The organism is Elusimicrobiota bacterium (assembly GCA_040757695.1).
In the GTDB taxonomy this organism is placed as follows: domain Bacteria; phylum Elusimicrobiota; class UBA8919; order UBA8919; family UBA8919; genus JBFLWK01.
The window spans coordinates 1-5,529 of the sequence record JBFLWK010000116.1; the positions used below are offsets into that span (position 1 = coordinate 1).

Annotated in this window: 7 protein-coding genes; all 7 read left to right on the plus strand. The window is 34.5% G+C overall.

Going from position 1 to position 5,529, the window contains the following annotated elements; translation table 11 throughout:
* Positions 1-179 precede the first annotated feature (179 nt).
* The 7 genes from AB1349_12570 to AB1349_12600 all read left to right on the plus strand — a co-directional run bounded on the left by AB1349_12570 (position 180) and on the right by AB1349_12600 (position 5,413).
* On the plus strand, positions 180-1,151 hold the full coding sequence (locus tag AB1349_12570; protein ID MEW6558160.1) for an ABC transporter permease: 972 nt from the start codon (positions 180-182) through the stop codon (positions 1,149-1,151).
* 52 nt (positions 1,152-1,203) lie between these two features.
* The gene (locus AB1349_12575) at positions 1,204-1,461 is read left to right on the plus strand and encodes a hypothetical protein (protein MEW6558161.1); all 258 of its coding nucleotides are present in this window, start codon (positions 1,204-1,206) and stop codon (positions 1,459-1,461) included.
* Between the two features lie 3 nt (positions 1,462-1,464).
* Positions 1,465-2,292 (plus strand): ABC transporter permease, encoded by an 828-nt coding sequence (locus AB1349_12580; protein ID MEW6558162.1) that lies wholly within the window; start codon positions 1,465-1,467, stop codon positions 2,290-2,292.
* A gap of 69 nt (positions 2,293-2,361) precedes the next feature.
* On the plus strand, positions 2,362-3,309 hold the full coding sequence (locus tag AB1349_12585; protein MEW6558163.1) for an ABC transporter ATP-binding protein: 948 nt from the start codon (positions 2,362-2,364) through the stop codon (positions 3,307-3,309).
* The gene (locus tag AB1349_12590) at positions 3,306-4,070 is read left to right on the plus strand and encodes a L,D-transpeptidase (protein ID MEW6558164.1); all 765 of its coding nucleotides are present in this window, start codon (positions 3,306-3,308) and stop codon (positions 4,068-4,070) included. Before AB1349_12585 ends, AB1349_12590 begins: the two co-directional genes overlap by 4 nt.
* Positions 4,060-4,794 (plus strand): hypothetical protein, encoded by a 735-nt coding sequence (locus AB1349_12595; GenBank protein ID MEW6558165.1) that lies wholly within the window; start codon positions 4,060-4,062, stop codon positions 4,792-4,794. The genes AB1349_12590 and AB1349_12595 overlap by 11 nt, the downstream gene beginning before the upstream one ends.
* Positions 4,784-5,413: a dipeptide/oligopeptide/nickel ABC transporter ATP-binding protein gene (locus AB1349_12600; protein ID MEW6558166.1), complete on the plus strand. Its 630-nt coding sequence runs from the start codon at positions 4,784-4,786 to the stop codon at positions 5,411-5,413. Before AB1349_12595 ends, AB1349_12600 begins: the two co-directional genes overlap by 11 nt.
* Positions 5,414-5,529 lie beyond the last annotated feature (116 nt).

The window sequence follows — 5,529 nt, forward strand, 5'->3', positions numbered from 1 at the left end:
TCCTAAAAAATTCAAAGAAGAATATGGACTTACTGAACCAAATTCACATTCGTCGGTAGAAAAAACTTCAGGAGAAAAAATATGATTGTATGCTATGAGGGAAAAATTGCTTATGGCAAAATTAAAGACAGTCATTTTTTTAATTGCAATTTTAGGTTAATTAAATATAATATTTCTGTATGCTTTCCTATATTATCAGGCGGCTTTTATTAACAATCCCTATGCTTATCGGGATAACAATAATAACTTTTCTGGTAATGCATCTTTCACCGGGCAAACCAACAGACATCCTTACTGATATGAACCAGAAAATTACTGCCGAAGCAAAGCAGCGACTTGTAGCACTTTATGGACTTGATAAGCCGGTGTATGTTCAATACTGGTGGTGGCTTAAACGATTGGCAAAACTTGACTTTGGGAAATCATTCAAAGATGATAGACCTGTGATAAAAAAAATTTTAGAACGTTTCCCTGCGACTTTACTGCTTAATTTTTTATCTATAATTTTGATTTTTGTATCAGCAATCCCAATTGGTGTTTGCTCGGTGGTAAAAAAGGATTCTGTTTTTGATAAAATCACAACCATTTTTGTCTTTGTCGGTTTTTCTGTACCTACTTTTTGGTTCGCAATACTTTTGATGATTTTTTTCGGACTGCACCTTGGCTGGTTACCAATTTCTGGTTTTCGGTCTGTCAATTTTGATGAACTGACTCTTTTAGGAAAATTTTGGGATATTGCTAAACATCTTGTTTTGCCGGTTTTTGTATCGGCATTCACAGGTATCGCAGGACTCTCAAGATACACAAAATCAGCAATGCTGGAAGTTCTTCATCAGGATTACATAAGAACTGCCCGAGCAAAAGGGCTTTCTGAAATGACGGTAATTTTTAAGCATGCATTAAGAAATGCGTTAATACCGGTTGTAACAATACTCGGACTTACTTTGCCGGATTTGATTGGTGGTTCTTTTATTTTTGAGACGATTTTTGCCTGGCCTGGGATGGGTCGGCTTGGTTATGAAGCAATAATGGCACGCGACTATCCTGTTATTATGGCGGTTGGAACAATCGTCGCAATTCTGACATTGGTTGGTAATTTAATAGCAGATATAACATATGCATATATAGACCCACGGATACGATACAAATAGAAAGTTAAAGGTTAAAGGTTAAAATTAAAAAAGGACAAATGTCCGGAAATATATGGGTAGAAATAAACTACTAAATTTGAAAACTGTTTTGAGATTTGTAAAAATTGCATTGAAAAGACGCAAAATTCCACCAACAGTAAGAGAAACTGCAGATTATTTTAATATCTCAAAATCAGCAGCACATTCTTACCTGAAAGACTTGTATAGAAGTAAAATAATAAAAACAAGAAAATCTCAGTTTTCAAATAGAACTGTAGCCAGAGGTTTAATAATAAAATCAAAAAATAAAAGGACAAATGTCCGGAAATAATTTATGTTGAAACTTTACCTTGTCAAATTTTTGGGAAACAAACTTGCTAAAATCGGATTTTTGATATTACTTGTTTTAATTTTAATAGCAGTTTTTTCGCCTTTAATTTCTACTCACAACCCGATTGAAGGGAATATTTTGCAACGGGTACAACCACCATCAAAAAACCATTTTCTAGGTACTGACGAATTAGGCAGAGATGTTTTTTCAAGAATGGTTTATGGAACAAGAATCTCTATAACGGTTGGAATTATTGCCGTCGCAATTTCAGTTGTTATCGGTACATTGCTTGGTATTATCTCCGGCTATCTTGGCGGTAAAACTGACACAATTATTATGCGGTTTGTGGATATTATGTTATGTTTCCCGACATTTTTTTTGATACTGATGGTGATTGCATTCTTGGAACCAAGTATTTACAATGTGATGATTGTTATAGGGCTTACCTCCTGGACAGGTCTTGCACGATTGGTTCGTGGAGAAACGCTTTCAGTAAAAGAGCGTGATTTTATACTGGCGGCAAAAGGGCTGGGATTATTGCAAGGTAGAATTTTGTTTGTTCATATTCTACCAAATGTGATTGCGCCAATAATTGTTGCAGGTATTTTAGGCGTTGGCAGTGCAATACTAACAGAATCAGGCCTTTCGTTTCTGGGGCTTGGAGTTCAACCACCAACACCATCGTGGGGAAATATTTTGACAAGCGGTAAGGACTATATTCATATTGCATGGTGGCTGTCTGTTTTTCCGGGATTAGCAATTTTAATAACAGTGCTTGGCTGGAATTTTTTAGGCGAAGGACTACGGGATGTACTGGACCCGAGGACATAATGATTCCAACGCTGAAAATTAGAAGTATCGTTGTAATAGGCAGTTAAAATCGCTGTTGTCATTTTTTGTATGGAAACGATTCTATCTATTGAAAACCTTTCTGTTGAATATACTATCGGCAAAAAAATTATTCCCGTTGTAAGAGATGTCTCTTTCACGGTCGACAAGAATGATTCTATCGCAATTGTTGGTGAATCTGGCTGTGGAAAAACAACTATCGCACTTTCTATCTTGAATCTTCTACCAAAAGAGGCAAAAATTACAGCGGGAAAAGTATTTTTTTACAACCAACAGATACTTCAATCAGGAACAAAACAATTACAAAAAATTCGTGGCAAAAAAATCGGTTTTATTTTTCAGGACCCGTTGTCTTCGCTAAACCCTGTTATAAAAATCGGTGAACAGCTCAGAGAAACACTTAAAATACACGGTGCGGTTTCTACAGATGCCGAAATTGAAAAACTGCTGAAAATGGTTCAATTGGACAATCCAGAAAGAATCATAAATTCTTATCCACACCAACTTTCGGGCGGAATGAGACAGCGTGTTATGATTGCTCAAGCACTCGTACCATCTCCAGAAATCCTTATCGCAGATGAGCCAACTACAGCACTGGATACTACAATCCAGAAAGAGATTTTAGAACTTATTAAAAAACTTAGAAGTGAACTTAATCTAACCGTTCTTTTTATTACTCATAATTTTGCTATTGCCTCTGATATCTGTAACAGAATTATTGTAATCTATGCTGGTGAAATTGTTGAAGCGGGAACCACAACTGAAATTCTGAAATATCCTGAACATCCGTATACAAAAGCGCTTTTATCAGCAATCCCTAAACGGGCTATAAAACAAACGAGATTCACTACAATTGCAGGAAGTGTGTCTGATTTAATTATGTTCCCACAGGGTTGTAAATTTCAGACCAGATGTCCAAAAAAAATTGAGAAATGTATAATAGAACAACCGCAATTAAAACCCAAAGGTACAAAATTATTGAGATGTTTTAATCTATGAAAAAAAGAATAAAAAATTGGATAATTTTTGTTTTTATACTTACTTTCTTCGGATTTTTGTTGGTTGTTTTTTTAGATATCCAAAAATTTATTATTACTAAACGGGAATACGAACTCATTAAAAAGCGAATATCAGATGTCTCAAAAGAAACCAAGCAATTAGAAAAAGAGCGAAATAAAATATATAGACAATCCTCAGTATTGAAAAGCAAACAATTATTGTTGATTGAAGCCAATAAAAACCTGATTGAAAAAATATTTAATCTCACAAATACCAATTTAATAATCTCGGAAAAAATCAACGAACTTGTTGGCAAAGAATTTTATATTCTTGTTGATACACAAGAAAATGTTTTATATCTAAAACAACAAGGTCAGATATTACACATCGTAAAATGTTCCGTTGGTAAAGGTGGTATTCTTACAGATAAGAAAACAAAAAGAAAATGGGAGTTCTCAACACCGAAAGGGATTTTTATTATCAAAAGTAAGGTTGAAAATCCTATATGGTTTAAACCGGATTGGGCGTTTGTTGAAGAAAAAAAAGAGATTCCATTACCGGGGGCGCCTGAACGAAAAGTTAAAGGTGAACTTGGAAAATATGCGATGGATTTGGGTTTTGGGTATAAAATACACGGCACACTAAAAGAAGAATTTTTAGGCAGGGCTGTTTCACACGGCTGTGTCCGACTCGGTGCAGATGATTTAGAATACATTTACAAAATAGCAAAAATTAATAAGACGACAATTTATGTCTACTAACTTTTTGAAGATAATAATCAGAATATTATTCTTGTCTGTTGTAATCGTTTCCGTCCTCATTCATATAAAACTGCCATACTATACAAATGCACTGGAAAATGAAATTGGTGAGTTAAAAAAACATCTTTTACTGCATATAAACCAAAAAAAATATATGTGGACATTAAAACAATCCGCAATTGGCGACGCAGAAGTAATCAAGCAGGAGATGATTCCACAACTTGAATCTGAGAAAAAAGCGCTGACAGAACAGCATAAAAATCTGAAAAAAGAGAATCGTCTACTTTCAGGTCAACTGGATATACTTACAACAAAAATCATTTTGGATATTAAACTTAATCGCCTGAAACTTGTAAAAAGCGGAAAAATTTTGTTTGATATTGCTATCACTAAAAAAATTATACAGCGTTTCGTAAAAAGCGAAATTAGACGAAAAAAATTGAAAATCCTGGCAAAAGAGAAAAATCCAGCACCAATAAAACCAAAATGGATTTATGAAAATATTACAAAAGAAATTCCCGCTGAAAATTCTCCTGAACGATTGATGATTGGCGCGCTTGGGAATTATGCAATTTATCTTACAGATTTTTTAATTATTCACAGTTATACAAAAAATGTTCAGCAACATGATACAATCAATCATGTCTGTATCCAGTTGGGTTTAAAGGAAATGAAAAAACTTTACAATTCTGTGTATATCGGTAATAATTTATATGTTGAATGATTTAATCTTGAACTGTGGCAATGTAACCAAAAGTTTTGTGGTTGAAACAGGTTTGTTCAAAACAGCCACAAAACAAATCAAAGTAATAGAGAATGTATCGGTATCTTTAGAAAAAGGTAAAATTTTAGGTATTGCAGGCGAGTCAGGTAGCGGGAAAACTACACTTGCAAAAATTATCGCAGGATTCCTGGTATATGACACCGGCAAGATTTTTATTGACGGTAACGATATAAAGAATTATTCTAGAATTGAACTCGCCCGAAAAATCCAGATGATTTTTCAAGACCCGTTTTCATCGCTCAATCCAAAACTGTCGGTTAAAACAGCAATCTTTGAAGCAATCAGAACAAACAAAAAGAAGTGGCAAGATAAATTAGAAAAACGTGCAAAAGAAATTCTCGGATTTGTAGGATTACCTTCTCAAGCATTAGAACAATATCCGCATCAGTTCTCTGGCGGGCAACGACAACGAATCGCAATCGCACGAGCACTCGCGGCAGAGCCAAAACTAATTATTGCCGACGAGCCGGTTTCAGCGCTTGATATTTCAATCCAAGCACAGATTATGAACCTTTTTTTAGACCTGAAAGATACTTTTGGATTTTCTTATATACTGTAGTTTGGCAAATTTTTGCTAATAAATGTTGAAACATATTGTTCATTGACAAAAATGGAATAACCCTGTAAAACAGGGATGCACAAGAAACCTGAACAATTCCTATGAATAGTTAAGTC

What these genes read in the sequence shown, in the direction of transcription:
- AB1349_12570 (MEW6558160.1), top strand. Translation starts at nt 180, where the DNA reads ATGCTTTCCTATATTATCAGGCGGCTTTTATTAACAATCCCTATGCTT.
- AB1349_12575 (MEW6558161.1), top strand. Translation starts at nt 1,204, where the DNA reads ATGGGTAGAAATAAACTACTAAATTTGAAAACTGTTTTGAGATTTGTA.
- AB1349_12580 (MEW6558162.1), top strand. Translation starts at nt 1,465, where the DNA reads ATGTTGAAACTTTACCTTGTCAAATTTTTGGGAAACAAACTTGCTAAA.
- AB1349_12585 (MEW6558163.1), top strand. Translation starts at nt 2,362, where the DNA reads ATGGAAACGATTCTATCTATTGAAAACCTTTCTGTTGAATATACTATC.
- AB1349_12590 (MEW6558164.1), top strand. Translation starts at nt 3,306, where the DNA reads ATGAAAAAAAGAATAAAAAATTGGATAATTTTTGTTTTTATACTTACT.
- AB1349_12595 (MEW6558165.1), top strand. Translation starts at nt 4,060, where the DNA reads ATGTCTACTAACTTTTTGAAGATAATAATCAGAATATTATTCTTGTCT.
- AB1349_12600 (MEW6558166.1), top strand. Translation starts at nt 4,784, where the DNA reads ATGTTGAATGATTTAATCTTGAACTGTGGCAATGTAACCAAAAGTTTT.